Source organism: Microcoleus sp. K5-D4 (assembly GCF_036704575.1).
Classification (GTDB): domain Bacteria; phylum Cyanobacteriota; class Cyanobacteriia; order Cyanobacteriales; family Microcoleaceae; genus Microcoleus.
The window spans coordinates 1-11,859 of sequence record NZ_JAUBSD010000135.1 but is presented as its reverse complement, the minus strand read 5'-3'; the positions used below and the strand labels follow the sequence as shown (position 1 = coordinate 11,859).

The window sequence follows — 11,859 nt, the reverse complement described above, 5'->3', positions numbered from 1 at the left end:
TTTCTTGTTTTATTGACCCTACATTAGATTCTTCTGAGTCCTTGTGTCAAGCCTAATTGAGATGCTCTTACCCTGGTCTAATAACAAATCTGGCTTAAATACCCTTCTTAGTCTCAAGCGAGAGGGACTTCGTTTTTGTAAAAGCAGTTTCAACCGCCGAATTATCTTAAAAAAAGCGCCTAAGTTCCCTCAGACGCATACCATAAAATCAACAAATTGTCAACCCTAACCTAACCGTTCAAAGCCTCAGCACCGCCGCAAACTTCCAGGATTTCCTGAGTAATTGCTGCTTGCCGCGCCTTGTTATAAGTCAGCGTCAAACTACCGATCAAATCGCTAGCATTCTCACTAGCATTATTCATCGCCGTCATCCGCGCAGCCAACTCGCTAGCAGCAGACTCTTGCAAAGCCCGCAGCAATTGGTTGTTCAAATACAAGGGCAAAAGAGCCTCCAGAATTTGCGCCGGATCTTGCTCGAAAATCATGTCTCTGGGCAAACTCTTCGTAGGTGAAGCAACCTTCTCCCGCGATACTTGAAACTGTCCGCCTTGCGATGTCAAGCGGAAGATTTCATCATCGGGAGTTTCCAAACCTTGGGGGTCGAGGGGTAGCAAAGTTTGAATTACTGGACGCGAACTAATTAGTGACACAAACTTGGTGTAAATTAGCTCAACTCTGTCCACAGTTCCTGACAGGAACAAGGAAAGCAATTCGTCAGCAATTTGTGCCGCTTCCGGTGCTGTGGGAATTTGTTCCAAGTTAGCGTAAGTAGCATCGATCGGCTGTTCGCGGCGCTGGAAATACTGAGTAGCTTTGCGTCCTACCAACACGTATTTGTAGTCTAAGCCTTCAGCTTTGATTTCCTTAGCGCGATTTTCGGCGTATCTGATGATGTTGCTGTTGTAGCCGCCGCACAAACCCCGATCGCCCGAAACTACCAACAGTCCCACCGATCGCACTTCGCGTTTTTTCAGCAGCGGCAAATCCAGGTTTTCAAACTGCAACCGTTCCGCCAAACCGTACAATACCTCTGCCAGCCGATCGGCAAAAGGCCGAGTAGCAGTCACCTGTTCTTGAGCGCGGCGCACCTTTGCAGCGGCCACCAAGCGCATTGCTTCTGTAATCTTTTTAGTGTTCTTGACCGACTTAATGCGATCGCGAATAGTTTTCAGATTTGCCATAACTTTCTCCTTACATCCTTGCCCGCATCTTCTTAATTAAAACCGCAGATTAACGCAGAGTAACGCAGATTAACTTCAGATTATCTGCGTTAATCCGCGTTCATCTGCGGTTCAAAATTCCTACTTGTCTACGCAGAAACTAGAAAACTTTGCTTGTATTCAGTGATGCCTTCTTTCAGCAGCTTCTCAGCTTCATCAGTCAAAGCTTTTCCGCCTTGAACAATTTCGCCGTACTTCGGCTTGCTAGTCCGCAAATAGTCGCGCAAACCAACAGTAAACTTGCTGACTTTTTCCACAGGAATGTCATCCATATAGCCGTTAATACCGGCATAGATTACAGCCACTTGTTCGTTCATCGGCAGAGGCGAACTTTGGGGCTGTTTCAACAGTTCCCGCAAGCGCTGACCGCGCGACAATTGATTCTGAGTAGCTTTATCCAAGTCAGAAGCAAACTGAGAAAATGCTGCCAGTTCTTCAAACTGCGCCAGTTCCAATTTCACCTTACCGGCTACTTTTTTCATCGCCTTAGTTTGAGCTGCCGAACCTACCCGCGATACCGAAATACCGGGGTTTACTGCCGGACGCAAACCAGCGTTAAACAAGTCAGAAGAAAGGAAGATTTGACCGTCGGTAATCGAAATTACGTTCGTCGGAATGTAAGCAGAAACGTCACCAGCTTGGGTTTCGATAATTGGCAAAGCAGTCATGCTGCCTTCGCCCAAGTCGTCGCTCAATTTAGCAGCGCGTTCTAGCAAGCGAGAGTGCAGGTAAAACACGTCTCCGGGATAAGCTTCGCGACCGGGAGGACGGCGCAGCAACAGAGACATTTGGCGGTAAGCTTGTGCTTGCTTGGAAAGGTCATCGTAAATGACCAAAGTGTGCTTGCCTTTGTACATGAAATACTCGGCTAAGCTAGCACCTGTGTAGGGAGCCAAGTATTGCAGGGTTGCGGGGTCGCTAGCGTTGGCTGCTACTACGATCGTGTAGTCCATCGCGCCCTTTTCTTGCAGGACGTTGACGATGTTAGCTACTGTAGAAGCTTTTTGACCGATCGCCACGTAAACGCAGATCACGTTTTCCGATTTTTGGTTAATAATCGTGTCGATCGCGATCGCAGTTTTACCGGTTTGTCTGTCACCGATAATCAGTTCCCGCTGTCCTCTTCCCACCGGAATCATCGCATCAATAGCGGTAATTCCTGTTTGCATCGGTTCGTAAACAGAACGGCGAGAAACAATCCCCGGTGCCGGAGATTCAATCAAGCGAGATTCAGTAGTTTTAATTTCTCCTTTGCCGTCAATCGGACGGGCCAAAGCATCAACTACCCGTCCCAACATTGCTTCACCCACGGGGACTTCAGCAATTCTGCCAGTAGCAGTAACTGCCGAACCTTCTTGAATGCCGAGGCCTTGGCCCATCAACACTGCACCGACGTTATCTTGTTCGAGGTTCAGTGCAATGCCCACAGTGCCGTCGGCAAATTCTAGCAATTCTCCAGACATGGCTTTATCCAAGCCATAAATCCGAGCAATGCCGTCGCCTACTTGCAGAACAGTACCGACGTTAGAGACTTTTACGTCTTGGTCGTACTGCTCAATTTGCTGGCGAATAATGCTGCTAATTTCGTCAGGTCTGATTGCTGCCATGTTAGTTATTATTTGTCAGTTGTCAGTTGTTAGTTGTCTGTCGATGTTTTCCGCAAGAAAGAATAGGGATTTGGTAGTAAGAATTTGGGACTAACAACTCAAAAACAGAAATTAATTTATTCCTGCTTTCTGTTTGATTCTTCCTTCTTCTTTCCTGCTTCCTTCTTCCTTCCTCCTGCTTCCTTAAATTAGGAATTCAAGCGAATTCCCAAACGGCGCAATTGTCCCCGCAGGCTGGCATCAATTACTTGAGAGCCTACTTTGATTACCACACCGCCGATTAAATCTGCGTCTATTTTGGTTTCAATTTCTACTTGACTAGCGCTGGTCATCGCCTGCACTTTCTCGCGAACAGTCTGCTGTTGAGCGTCTGAAAGCGGGACTGCCGATGTAACTTCAGCCAATACTGTTTGGTTGAGTTCTCGGAGCCTTGCCAAGTATTGTTTGCCAATTCCTTCTAAAAAAAGAATTCTTCCTTTGTCTACTAATAGCTTCAGAAAGCTGTGCATCAAGGGGCTCATTTCTTGACCCGCTATTTGCTGAATCACAGCTTTTTTAGCATCCGGTTTTACCAGCGGATTGGCTAAAAATTGACGCAAGTCTTCCGAACCTTCTAGCAGGCTCAGTAAGGAACGAATATCTTCGCCAAACTTCTCTGAGAGATTGTTGGACTGAGCCAGTGACATCAAGGCAGATGCGTAAGGCTGTAAGACTTCTGTGCTGACTGTACTCACGTTTTAGCCTCCCAGTAACGCAATGCTGCGATCAATTAATTGGTGTTGAGCGCTGTCGTCCAAGCTAGTTTTTAGCTGGCTTTCCACCTTTGCTAATGCCAGAGATACAACCGCCGATCGCAGTTGGGCGATCGCTCTTTCCCGCTCCGCTTCCAACTCTTGACCTGCTGTTGCTCTCATTCTTTCAACGTCTTGCGCTGCCTGAGCTAGAATTGCTTCTTTTGCTTTCTTGGCAGTTTCTTCAGCAGCGGCACGAATTCGTTCGGCTTCTGCTTGCGCTTGAGTCAATTTTTGCTGTTGCTCTGCTAGAGCTGCTGCTGCATCTTTTTGGCGTTTTTCTGCTTCTTGAATCGCCTCTTGGATGGCCGAACGCCTCTCTGTCAGGATTTTACCTACAAATCCGCGCCCGAAATAAAACAGCACTGCAATAATAATGACCAGGTTAATCAGGTTGGTTTCTAAAATATCGAAATTTAAACCGAAACCACCTTCGCCGCTAGCTTCTGTGGCTAGCAATAAAACAGTCCCCATGATACTCTTCCATAATTGCGCGTGCAGATTGGGTGAAGCGATTTTAGATTTAAGATTCCATCAAAAATCTAAAACTCTTCGGTCTCGCTATTTGGCCAGCGACTGCCCTAATAGCTTTTCGAGAATTTGGCCGCTGAGCGCGTCTACTTGTTGTTCTAGTGAGCGCATTGCTTCTTGCTTTTGCTGCTCTATTTCTTGCCCAGCCTTTTCTCGCGCGACTTGAGCTTCTTGTTGAGCCTCAGCTACTTTCGCTGCCCCAATTTTTTGGGCATCAGCTTGAGCAGCAGCAATTACTGATTGAGACTGTTTGCGAGTTTCTCCCAGTTTTTGCTCGTACTGCTGCGCTAGTTGCTGAGCTTTTGCCAAGCGTTCTTTGGCGGAGACTTGAGTGTTGCGAATGTAATCGGCGCGATCGTCAATTGACTTGCTGAGCGGCTTGTAAAAAATTACATTCAAGACTGCGACTAGAATTAAAAACTGCACCGCCATCAGAGGCAGCGTAGCATCTATATCAAACAGTCCCCCTTCCTTAGCCGCTTCTTCAACTGCTAGTAATACTGTCCAGTGCATCATGATTTTTTGACGGCTTCCATCTAATTCGCTTAATCGATTTTAGATTTGAGATTTTGGATTAGAATCGCCAAAACCTCAAATCTAAAATTTTCAATTATTATGCGAAGGGGTTGGCAAACAGCAGCACTAGGGCTACGACCAAACCGTAAATTGTGAGCGCTTCCATGAACGCCAAACTCAACAGCAAGGTGCCGCGAATTTTACCTTCTGCTTCCGGCTGACGGGCAATCCCTTCTACAGCCTGACCTGCTGCATTACCTTGACCGATGCCAGGGCCGATTGCAGCTAAACCTACTGCCAAAGCGGCGGCAATTACGGAAGCGGCAGCAACTGTTGGGTTCATGATGATTTTCCTTATCTAAAGTACAAAATTGAGAACAGAAAGTCTACAGAATTGTCCGATGTGACGGGAGAAAGTTTGAGTTCAGAAATTTTCTTTTTCCTCCTTCATTCTTCGCCGTTTCTCGTTAGTTAATCGTGGTGTTCTTCGCCGTGACCGCCTTCTAGAGCTTCACCTATGTAGGCTGCGGCTAAGGTTGCAAAAATCAAAGCTTGAATTGCACTGGTAAATAGTCCCAGAACCATCACTGGCAGGGGAACAAATAAAGGCACTAGCAACACTAGCACTCCGACCACCAATTCATCCGCAAGAATGTTACCAAACAAACGGAAACTTAGGGACAGAGGCTTAGTGAAATCTTCTATGATTTTGAACGGCAACATGAAAGGCACCGGTTCAACATAGTGGGCGAAATACCCCAAGCCGCTTTTGCTGAGACCTGCATAAAAATATGCTAGAGAAGTCAGCAGTGCAAATGCTACCGTCGTGTTGATGTCAGCGGTAGGAGCTCCCAATTCGCCTGATGGCAGCTTAATCAGCTTCCAAGGAATTAGAGCGCCAGACCAGTTTGACACAAAGATGAACAGAAATAATGTACCAATAAACGGTACCCAAGGGCGATATTCTTTTTCCCCAATTTGGTTTTTAGCCAAGTCCCGAATAAATTCCAGCGCATACTCCATAAAATTTTGCATTCCGCTGGGAATTCGCTGGATTTTGCGGGTTCCTAAAATCGAAACTACGACTAAAACAGCAATTACAAACCACGAGGTTAGAAAAACCTGCCCGTGCACTTTCAGATTGCCGAGTTGCCAGTACAACTGCTGGCCAACTTCCAATTCGGCGAGGGGGAAACGATTAAAGGTGTTTAGAACGTCAAGCATTGCCATTCAACGGGCTTCCCCATACAAATCGATGAGTTGAGTTTTGCTCTTCTTGCCTGACTTACCTGTAGTCTAGTGCTAATGCACTTCGGATCACGTAAACCATCAGCGCAGCTTTGTATGTCAGAAATCCCAAAAATATCGGTAAAATCTGTAGCTGATTCCACTGTGTTCCTACTATCATCACCGCTAAAAACACACCTAGCCGTGTCTTGCTGATGCGTTGATTTTGGCTGCCGATTCGTTCAACGTCTCTAGCCAACATCTTTAAGTAAACCACACCTGTGCTCGCCCCAAGCAAATAATTCAGGGCAATGTTGAGGGAGTAAAAAATCCAAACGGAGATAAAAATAATCGCCGTAAAAGCAAGGGTGTACGCCAACAACTCTTGTTGGAGGCGATAAAAGTCTTGCATGGGATTGCTAGTCTCGGACGAAGCTGTCGAAACTGTCGAGACTGTGCCAGCTTGAGGAATATCCTCGTTTGCTGCTGCGGGTTCGGTGGGTGTGTTTTGCGTGTTCACGAAGCTCAGAAACTAATGCAGGTAGCAGGCGAGTGCTTTGCAAACTCAGAAAAATCATACCACGCTGCGGTAACAATACTTAAAATAAAATTAATCATATTTTCGGAATTTGGTGTCGGGCGCTTCGGAAACCTCAAGCCGTTAAATGTCCGATAAATGTCCGATCGACCTTACCCTAAATCTTCCACCGCCCGATAACACTTTTTTATACATTTTTCTCCTTTCTCTCACTAAGTAAGCCTCACTTAGTGAGAGGGTACAGAGGACGATCGCGCGAATCGATGAGGTAACTCTCCCTTGTCTGCCTCTGCGCGCTACAAGAGTTAATTCAAATTCGAGCTCATTCAATAACCTTAAACTCTTGAAGCGCCGGAATGAAATTTTTATTCTCGTGGCTCGATCGACTAAGCTTAATCAAAGCAAATCGCTGTAGAGGCTGCAAACTCGCCCACTGGGCCAAAGAAATTGTCACGCCGAGCTCTTGCGCTTTTGCAGAAACAGACTCCGGTACAGTTGCAGCATCCATCCACGGGGGATTTTCATCAACAGCCAAATCAGTTCCCGGTTTGCCTGTCTGTTGAATTAATATTTGATTTAGCTTTTCTCGGTAATCAATAATTTCTGCTTCTGTCAAGCAAGGTAACTCTACAAGACTTTGCCGTTCTGCTTGGTTAAAATGATTCCAATCCTGCAACTTCAATTTAATGCCGCAAGTATCTAACTTGAGACGTACTTGCATGGGGATGCACCGCAAAGCTTCGACAAAATCAGCTTCAAATTCAAAGAATGTCATAGATGTATAGACTTGCAAACTAGATTTTTTTTATTAACCGCAGAGGACGCAGAGAGCACAGAGTAAGAGAAGAGAGAGAAATCGATGCAGGTTTTTTGCTTTCTATCAATAATTGCAGAAAATGCGATCGCCATTTATAATTAAATAATATTACAAACTATTGACATGGATGCCGTAGACTACCTTCGGATTAGCTTGATAGACCGCTGCAACTTCCGCTGTCTCTACTGTATGCCGGAAGGTAGCGAGTTGGACTATGTATTGCAGCAGCAGTTGTTAACTCACTCGGAATTGCTAACTCTGCTGCGGGAAGTTTTTATACCCGTGGGATTTACCAAGTTTCGCTTGACAGGAGGGGAACCGCTGCTGCGGCCTGGGGTGGTGGAATTGGTGAGGTCGATCGCATCTTTGCCGGAAACGCGAGATTTGTCAATGACAACTAACGGCTTTTTGCTGGCGGGAATGGCGGAAAATCTCTACAATGCTGGTTTGCGCCGGATTAATATTAGTTTGGATTCGTTGGAACCGGAGACTTTCGATAAGATAATTGGCAGTCGGGGACGATCGCGGTGGACGCAGGTTTGGGAGGGAATTCAAGCAGCTTATCAAGCTGGATTCGACCCGCTGAAACTGAATGTTGTGGTAATTCCCGGTGTGAATGACGGCGAAATATTGGATTTAGCGGCGTTAACAATTAACCGGAATTGGCACGTTCGATTTATTGAGTTTATGCCCATCGGGAATGGGGATTTATTTGGCGATAAAGGTTGGGTAGCCTCAGCCGAATTGCGGCAACAAATTAACGAGAAATACGGGTTAGCCGAGTCGGGAGTTCGCGGAAATGGGCCGGCGGATGTGTTTCAAATTCCGGGGGCGAAGGGTACTTTAGGCTTTATCAGTCAAATGTCCGAGTGTTTTTGCGATCGCTGCAACCGGATGCGTTTGTCTGCTGACGGGTGGCTGCGGCCTTGTCTGCTGAACGAAACGGGTCAAATTGATTTAAAAACTGCTCTCCGCAGCGGGACTCCTACAAGCGAATTGCGCGATCGAGTGCGGCACATATTAGAGATTAAACCGGAGATTAATTTCAAGCAGCGAGATTCGGGAACTACTCAAGGAAATTACAGCCGCACAATGTCTCAAATCGGCGGGTGAACTGCCCGAGATCGATCGCTATTTTTGTTCATTGCAGGAGAGGGGCGATTCCCTACCGGATAGCTTTGCTTCACGTACTTGGAAATGGGCGATCGCTCTCAAAATACATTATACTTAAGACAAACTTTGTAAATCTTCCTCAGATAGCTGAGCTATTTTCATCAAAGCTCTTAAGGTTCCAACTTTTAAATCTTGATTCCGGTGAACTGGAATTGACAAAATTTGTTCTATTTCGGCGTTTTCATAGATATGATGACTGCCAGTAACTCTTTTCAAAACCCAACCTTTATGCTCTACTATTTTGCACAGTCGCTTCCCTGAAATAGATTTCATACAGCAATTTCAACAATTTTATCTGTGGAGGCAATTGCTTCACGACTATTAGCAACATTGAGCCAACCTTCAATCGCATCTTTTAAATTAGCCATCACTTCTTCCATAGTATCTCCTTCGGTAATGCACCCAGGGAGTGCGGGAACTTCAGCCCAATAGCCACCTTCTTCTGCGGGATGGATGATTGCTCTAATTTTCATACATTTATTCAGTCATTGGTTAAGGATATTATAACGATTATTAATAAATACAGGAAATTACAGCCGTACAATGTCTCAAATCGGCGGCTAATTATCTATTATCAGTGATAAGTCAGTCTGAAGTAACGCCCTCGCCTTGCGCGCCGATAGATCATAAGCTGGCGTTGCTTGTCCTAGGTCGCAGAAATTCGATATTCAACTCTAGCTTCTCTCCTAGCCACAAAGAATGTTTCGTATGGTCGGCCACATCGTCGCCTGTTTCAGGGTGGATGAGAATATTGAGCCCCTCACGATTCAGCATTAACCAGGGAACCACTTTGCCAAACTGGTCTGGTAAAAATGCAACTTGATACATTGCTTGGGGGTGGGGGCCAATGGGTTTGTCATGCCAACGCCCAAGCTGCACCTCAAACTGAGTCAATCCTTCTCGTACACGCGCTGCGGCATCGCGATTATCAGCGTCGAAGTAAATATGTCCATGAAAACCAACGATGTTAATGGTGTCTTCTTTCATCATTTTCAGTGGATTATTGAGCAGAGAGCAACAACTTTATATTAGCTTAACTTGCTGGATATTTTATTCACTCCTGTAAACTCCTTAAGTTGATATATCCTCAGTCTTTGCTTTTTTGGTTTCATGCTAGCACAAGATTAGTATACTCTCTGCTTCTCTATCTCCAAACTGACTAATGATGTCGAATTCATCTTGTAGCATTTGAACAATTTTAGATGTTGACCAATTGCCAACACGGAGATAAATAAATTTGGGAGGATGACCGTAAAGTAAACTCCGTTGATGAAAGTCAGAATCTTTGGAAACAATCACAAAATTATTTGTTTTTGCATATTCCCAAATGTCTGCATCATCAGTATTTGTCAGTCCTAATGTTTTGACATGAACAGAATCGGGATACAAACCGATAATTCTCTGAAGAATTCGGTCGGAGAGGTTTTCGTCGAATAGCAGTTTCACAGGGATACCACAAATAACTTTTTCTCACGATCGGCGGCAAAAGCAAGGCAGGCTTTGATGTCTGCCGAAGTTAGTTCTGAAAAATCTTCCAGAATTTCTGCTTCCGTCATGCCACCTGCGAGATATTCTAAGATGTCGTAGACGGTGATTCGCATTCCCCGAATACATGGTTTGCCACTGCGTTTTCCCGGTTCAATTGTGATGATGTCGTGGTAGTCCATAAAGCAATATTTGGTACTAATAAGCGTAATTATATCTGTAAATACTCCTGGTTTATTTAGGTCAGGATTTCAGGTTTGAGCAAGTAGGGATAAAAAAAGAACCCTGACGTTGAAAGTAGCCAAGGCGGATCAGTTTTATCATGGTCTGCGGCAAAAGCAAGGCAGGCTTTGATGTCTGCCGAATTTACTAGGGTTTTCCACCAATAAGACTCCAAAATTGGCTGCAGTCCGATCGACACGGGGCGATCGTCTCGACATCTCCGACACTTGGCACGGCTGCCACGGCTCCAAAATTGCACCATTTAGGGCGGTGTGGGTGAGTTTGAGGTCATTGGATGGTGAGGACTGCCACGGCTGGCACAATTGCACCTAACCACGGTTGGAGCGGTGGGAGTGTTGGGGGTCTAGCGCGGTCGCTCGGAGCGATCGGACTGTTGCCAGTGTCGGAGCGGTGGCGGTCTAGCTTTTTTGCGTCACACTCGCACGTTGCAACAGCATACTTTTTTTAAAACTAAAATCGACAGAAAACCCCCCAGAGTTAAGGTGTAGCGGGTTTAACAGGATTAAATGGTTTACGTCAAGATATTGAATTAAAATAGTTTTTAACAATTTAATTTTACTTTGCAAAATGTCTAATACCAATGTTGATGAACCAATTAAAGTAGAAGTAGCTACAGTGAGATTTTTTGATGGACTCGAAGTAGATGGGTACAAGATGCCTGATGGTGAGTTTCGCATTGGACTAACTGGTGCAAGCTTAGTTTTAGGTTATGGCGAAAACTGGCTGCCTAGGCTCCTTCGTAAAAAAGATGGTATCTCACTCAAAGCCTTACTAGCACTTGGTTTTAGTAAAAAAACTCAAAAAGTAGTAAGTGAACCAACCATAGGTTCTAAAAAAGTTGAAACTATAAGTTTAGGGGATTTTGACAGACTCATCGTTTATACCGTTTCTAGACATAAAAAAGCTGCATTAGCACTCCAACAGTCTTTAACCTAAGTTTCTTTACTTGATTTTTTCCTAGAGGCGTTTGGAAAATCGCCCTTAAGCATGGAACAGAAACGCCTTTTGTTTTACGAAAAATATGCGGTTACTATTAGTCCTGACGGATGGCAACAAATGAGTAAGCGGGATATATTGAGACTAGCTCTACATAGCGGGTTGTCTCATTCTCAGAAAAATAACAATGTTGTAGACGGTGTTTCTTCAGACTCACTCCCACCCACAGATGATTCTATAGGTATTTCAGAATTGGGACTGATACCCGAGAGTTTTATGGTGTCAAAAAATCAGCCAAAATCAAAAGATGAATTTTGGGAGAATTGGCGTGTTGAGAATAGCGCGGAAATAGTTTTAAGTGGGTATGCGATGATGGTTTGTGGAATTGGATTTATTGAAGTAGGAGTAACTACTTTTGGAGATGTTTTATTAAGGTTTCTATTTTCGGGTGTAACAACGTGGTTTGGGGTAAAATTGGTTTATGCAATTTGGAGATTTTTTTGTAATATAGTAAAAAACTTTGTCTAGTTTTCTGATGTAGTGGTAAGGGTTACAAGCTCTAGGCCGGGAAATTTGAGTATCCCCGCCTAGATTTATTTAGCAAAGTAAGGTTGATGATATTCTCACGTCACTATCTAAAAATGGTGTGACTGTTAGCGAAACTTACAGGTTGCAATCAACCTAAATCCCTATCAGGGATCATTCGTAACAAGTTAAGCCTGTATGGCAGTTGTCAAGGGGATTTCAGAAGATGTCTCAAAGAAATATTGGTTCA

At 44.8% G+C, this 11,859-nt stretch carries 18 protein-coding genes; 4 read left to right on the top strand and 14 right to left on the bottom strand.

From position 1 onward, the window contains the following. Positions 1-230: 230 nt before the first annotated feature. The 9 genes from QUA77_RS27285 to QUA77_RS27245 form a co-directional block, all read right to left on the bottom strand. Positions 231-1,181: a F0F1 ATP synthase subunit gamma gene (locus tag QUA77_RS27285; protein ID WP_006631110.1), complete on the bottom strand. Its 951-nt coding sequence runs from the start codon at positions 1,179-1,181 to the stop codon at positions 231-233. A gap of 128 nt (positions 1,182-1,309) precedes the next feature. Beyond that, positions 1,310-2,827: a F0F1 ATP synthase subunit alpha gene (gene atpA, locus QUA77_RS27280; protein ID WP_333037344.1), complete on the bottom strand. Its 1,518-nt coding sequence runs from the start codon at positions 2,825-2,827 to the stop codon at positions 1,310-1,312. A 188-nt stretch (positions 2,828-3,015) separates the two neighbouring features. Beyond that, positions 3,016-3,561, bottom strand: a complete 546-nt coding sequence (gene atpH / locus QUA77_RS27275) for an ATP synthase F1 subunit delta (protein WP_333453703.1) — start codon at positions 3,559-3,561, stop codon at positions 3,016-3,018. A 3-nt stretch (positions 3,562-3,564) separates the two neighbouring features. Beyond that, positions 3,565-4,092, bottom strand: a complete 528-nt coding sequence (locus QUA77_RS27270) for a F0F1 ATP synthase subunit B (protein ID WP_190740265.1) — start codon at positions 4,090-4,092, stop codon at positions 3,565-3,567. 87 nt (positions 4,093-4,179) lie between these two features. Next, positions 4,180-4,665, bottom strand: coding sequence for a F0F1 ATP synthase subunit B' (locus QUA77_RS27265; RefSeq protein WP_333054530.1), 486 nt, complete (start codon positions 4,663-4,665; stop codon positions 4,180-4,182). A gap of 97 nt (positions 4,666-4,762) precedes the next feature. Continuing rightward, complete coding sequence (atpE, locus tag QUA77_RS27260) at positions 4,763-5,008, bottom strand: ATP synthase F0 subunit C (protein WP_006631105.1); 246 nt, start codon at positions 5,006-5,008, stop codon at positions 4,763-4,765. Between the two features lie 128 nt (positions 5,009-5,136). After that, entirely contained in the window at positions 5,137-5,895 is a 759-nt protein-coding gene (gene atpB, locus QUA77_RS27255; protein ID WP_333071398.1) for a F0F1 ATP synthase subunit A, read from the bottom strand. A 55-nt stretch (positions 5,896-5,950) separates the two neighbouring features. Further along, positions 5,951-6,412 (bottom strand): ATP synthase subunit I, encoded by a 462-nt coding sequence (locus QUA77_RS27250; protein WP_333071399.1) that lies wholly within the window; start codon positions 6,410-6,412, stop codon positions 5,951-5,953. Positions 6,413-6,752: 340 nt separating this feature from the next. Next, entirely contained in the window at positions 6,753-7,205 is a 453-nt protein-coding gene (locus tag QUA77_RS27245) for a nitrate reductase associated protein (RefSeq protein WP_333071401.1), read from the bottom strand. Between the two features lie 165 nt (positions 7,206-7,370). On the opposite strand from QUA77_RS27245, the gene moaA reads away from it, so the two are divergent. Beyond that, a complete protein-coding gene (gene moaA, locus QUA77_RS27240) occupies positions 7,371-8,360 on the top strand; it encodes a GTP 3',8-cyclase MoaA (RefSeq protein ID WP_333453701.1) in 990 nt (329 codons plus the stop codon). A 114-nt stretch (positions 8,361-8,474) separates the two neighbouring features. On the opposite strand, the gene QUA77_RS27235 is transcribed toward moaA, so the two are convergent. The 5 genes from QUA77_RS27235 to QUA77_RS27215 form a co-directional block, all read right to left on the bottom strand. Beyond that, positions 8,475-8,693, bottom strand: a complete 219-nt coding sequence (locus QUA77_RS27235) for a type II toxin-antitoxin system HicA family toxin (protein ID WP_333453699.1) — start codon at positions 8,691-8,693, stop codon at positions 8,475-8,477. Next, positions 8,690-8,893, bottom strand: coding sequence for a type II toxin-antitoxin system HicB family antitoxin (locus tag QUA77_RS27230; RefSeq protein ID WP_333453697.1), 204 nt, complete (start codon positions 8,891-8,893; stop codon positions 8,690-8,692). Before QUA77_RS27230 ends, QUA77_RS27235 begins: the two co-directional genes overlap by 4 nt. A gap of 151 nt (positions 8,894-9,044) precedes the next feature. Continuing rightward, on the bottom strand, positions 9,045-9,410 hold the full coding sequence (locus tag QUA77_RS27225; protein ID WP_333453695.1) for a DOPA 4,5-dioxygenase family protein: 366 nt from the start codon (positions 9,408-9,410) through the stop codon (positions 9,045-9,047). 123 nt (positions 9,411-9,533) lie between these two features. Further along, positions 9,534-9,866, bottom strand: coding sequence for a DUF5615 family PIN-like protein (locus QUA77_RS27220; RefSeq protein WP_333453693.1), 333 nt, complete (start codon positions 9,864-9,866; stop codon positions 9,534-9,536). Continuing rightward, positions 9,863-10,087 carry a DUF433 domain-containing protein gene (locus tag QUA77_RS27215; RefSeq protein WP_333225271.1) on the bottom strand — a complete coding sequence of 75 codons (225 nt, stop codon included), beginning with the start codon at positions 10,085-10,087 and terminating at the stop codon, positions 9,863-9,865. Before QUA77_RS27215 ends, QUA77_RS27220 begins: the two co-directional genes overlap by 4 nt. 217 nt (positions 10,088-10,304) lie before the next feature. Here QUA77_RS27215 and QUA77_RS27210 point away from each other — a divergent pair, with 217 nt between their 5' ends. From QUA77_RS27210 to QUA77_RS27200, 3 genes are all read left to right on the top strand, one after another. Further along, complete coding sequence (locus QUA77_RS27210) at positions 10,305-10,460, top strand: hypothetical protein (RefSeq protein ID WP_333453691.1); 156 nt, start codon at positions 10,305-10,307, stop codon at positions 10,458-10,460. A gap of 255 nt (positions 10,461-10,715) precedes the next feature. Continuing rightward, positions 10,716-11,084 (top strand): hypothetical protein, encoded by a 369-nt coding sequence (locus QUA77_RS27205; protein ID WP_333453689.1) that lies wholly within the window; start codon positions 10,716-10,718, stop codon positions 11,082-11,084. A gap of 51 nt (positions 11,085-11,135) precedes the next feature. After that, entirely contained in the window at positions 11,136-11,612 is a 477-nt protein-coding gene (locus QUA77_RS27200; protein WP_333453687.1) for a hypothetical protein, read from the top strand. Positions 11,613-11,859 lie beyond the last annotated feature (247 nt).

Bases quoted from the DNA above. Each gene is read 5' to 3' on its own strand.
- QUA77_RS27225 (WP_333453695.1), bottom strand. From the start codon at position 9,410: ATGATGAAAGAAGACACCATTAACATCGTTGGTTTTCATGGACATATT.
- QUA77_RS27265 (WP_333054530.1), bottom strand. From the start codon at position 4,665: ATGATGCACTGGACAGTATTACTAGCAGTTGAAGAAGCGGCTAAGGAA.
- QUA77_RS27270 (WP_190740265.1), bottom strand. From the start codon at position 4,092: ATGGGGACTGTTTTATTGCTAGCCACAGAAGCTAGCGGCGAAGGTGGT.
- QUA77_RS27200 (WP_333453687.1), top strand. From the start codon at position 11,136: ATGGAACAGAAACGCCTTTTGTTTTACGAAAAATATGCGGTTACTATT.
- QUA77_RS27285 (WP_006631110.1), bottom strand. From the start codon at position 1,181: ATGGCAAATCTGAAAACTATTCGCGATCGCATTAAGTCGGTCAAGAAC.
- QUA77_RS27235 (WP_333453699.1), bottom strand. From the start codon at position 8,693: ATGAAATCTATTTCAGGGAAGCGACTGTGCAAAATAGTAGAGCATAAA.
- QUA77_RS27245 (WP_333071401.1), bottom strand. From the start codon at position 7,205: ATGACATTCTTTGAATTTGAAGCTGATTTTGTCGAAGCTTTGCGGTGC.
- QUA77_RS27215 (WP_333225271.1), bottom strand. From the start codon at position 10,087: ATGGACTACCACGACATCATCACAATTGAACCGGGAAAACGCAGTGGC.
- atpA (WP_333037344.1), bottom strand. From the start codon at position 2,827: ATGGCAGCAATCAGACCTGACGAAATTAGCAGCATTATTCGCCAGCAA.
- QUA77_RS27230 (WP_333453697.1), bottom strand. From the start codon at position 8,893: ATGAAAATTAGAGCAATCATCCATCCCGCAGAAGAAGGTGGCTATTGG.
- atpB (WP_333071398.1), bottom strand. From the start codon at position 5,895: ATGGCAATGCTTGACGTTCTAAACACCTTTAATCGTTTCCCCCTCGCC.
- moaA (WP_333453701.1), top strand. From the start codon at position 7,371: ATGGATGCCGTAGACTACCTTCGGATTAGCTTGATAGACCGCTGCAAC.
- QUA77_RS27205 (WP_333453689.1), top strand. From the start codon at position 10,716: ATGTCTAATACCAATGTTGATGAACCAATTAAAGTAGAAGTAGCTACA.
- atpE (WP_006631105.1), bottom strand. From the start codon at position 5,008: ATGAACCCAACAGTTGCTGCCGCTTCCGTAATTGCCGCCGCTTTGGCA.